At 55.9% G+C, this 921-nt stretch carries 2 protein-coding genes; both read left to right on the top strand.

Annotation, left to right across the window (positions count from 1 at the left end):
* Positions 1-639: baseplate J/gp47 family protein (locus AC3G2T_RS38730; protein WP_488438819.1), on the top strand; the 639-nt coding region annotated here is incomplete at its 5' end.
* A partial coding sequence (locus AC3G2T_RS38735) for a putative phage tail protein (RefSeq protein WP_488438820.1) occupies positions 632-921 on the top strand: 290 nt, incomplete at its 3' end. The genes AC3G2T_RS38730 and AC3G2T_RS38735, both read left to right, overlap by 8 nt.

The raw sequence follows: 921 nt of genomic DNA on the forward strand, positions 1-921 counted from the left end.
GGCCTTGTACGTGCGGAGCTGGCGGACGTGCTTGTTCCAGGGGAAGATATTGAAACGGACGATTCGCTTAGGAAACGATACTTTGCAGCGCTAAATGAGCAGCCATTTGGCGGCAATGTGGCCGACTATCAAAAAAAGGTCGGGGAACTTTCGGGGGTTGGCGGGGTGAAGGTGTCCCCTGCATGGCAAGGCGGCGGAACGGTGAAATGTACGATCATAGCAGCCGACTTCAATCCGCCGTCTGCGACGCTCGTCAACGACGTGCAAACCGCCATAGACCCAACTACGAATAGCGGAGAAGGCATTGGCCTGGCTCCTATCGGCCATCGCGTTACAATTGCGGGTGTGACAAATCTAACGGTAAATGTGGAAACGACTCTTACGCTCGCCGCCGGCGTGACAGTCGGGCAAGTGCAGCCCGAAATCGTCAGCATATTCGCGGCGTATCTGCTGTCTCTCCGGCAATCCTGGGCAGCGGAGAAGCAGCTCGTCGTCCGTGTGAGTCAGGTTGAGGCGCGAATTTTGAGTGTTTCAGGAGTATCGGACATAGCCAATACGAAGCTGAACGGCAGCGCCGGCAACATCACGCTTGTCGCCGATCAAATACCGGCAGCGGGGACGGTGACGCTACATGCCTGATTTAATCCGGCATCTGCCGGAGCTCTACCATGACGTGAAGGAAATGAACGAAATCATGCAAACGGAAGGCGCGGAGATCGATTCTGTTACCGCTGCCGTCGATCAGTTCCTTTCTGATCAGTTTGTTGACACAGCAAGCGAACGGGCCATCAAGCGGCGCGAGCTGCAACTCGGTATCCGGGCGGACCCTTCGACTGAAACGTTGGACTTCCGCCGCAGACGGCTCGTAAATCGCTACTCCACGAAGCCGCCGTTTTCCATCCGGTATTTGCAAAATAGGCT

The sequence above is a fragment of the Paenibacillus sp. sgz302191 genome (assembly GCF_057749925.1).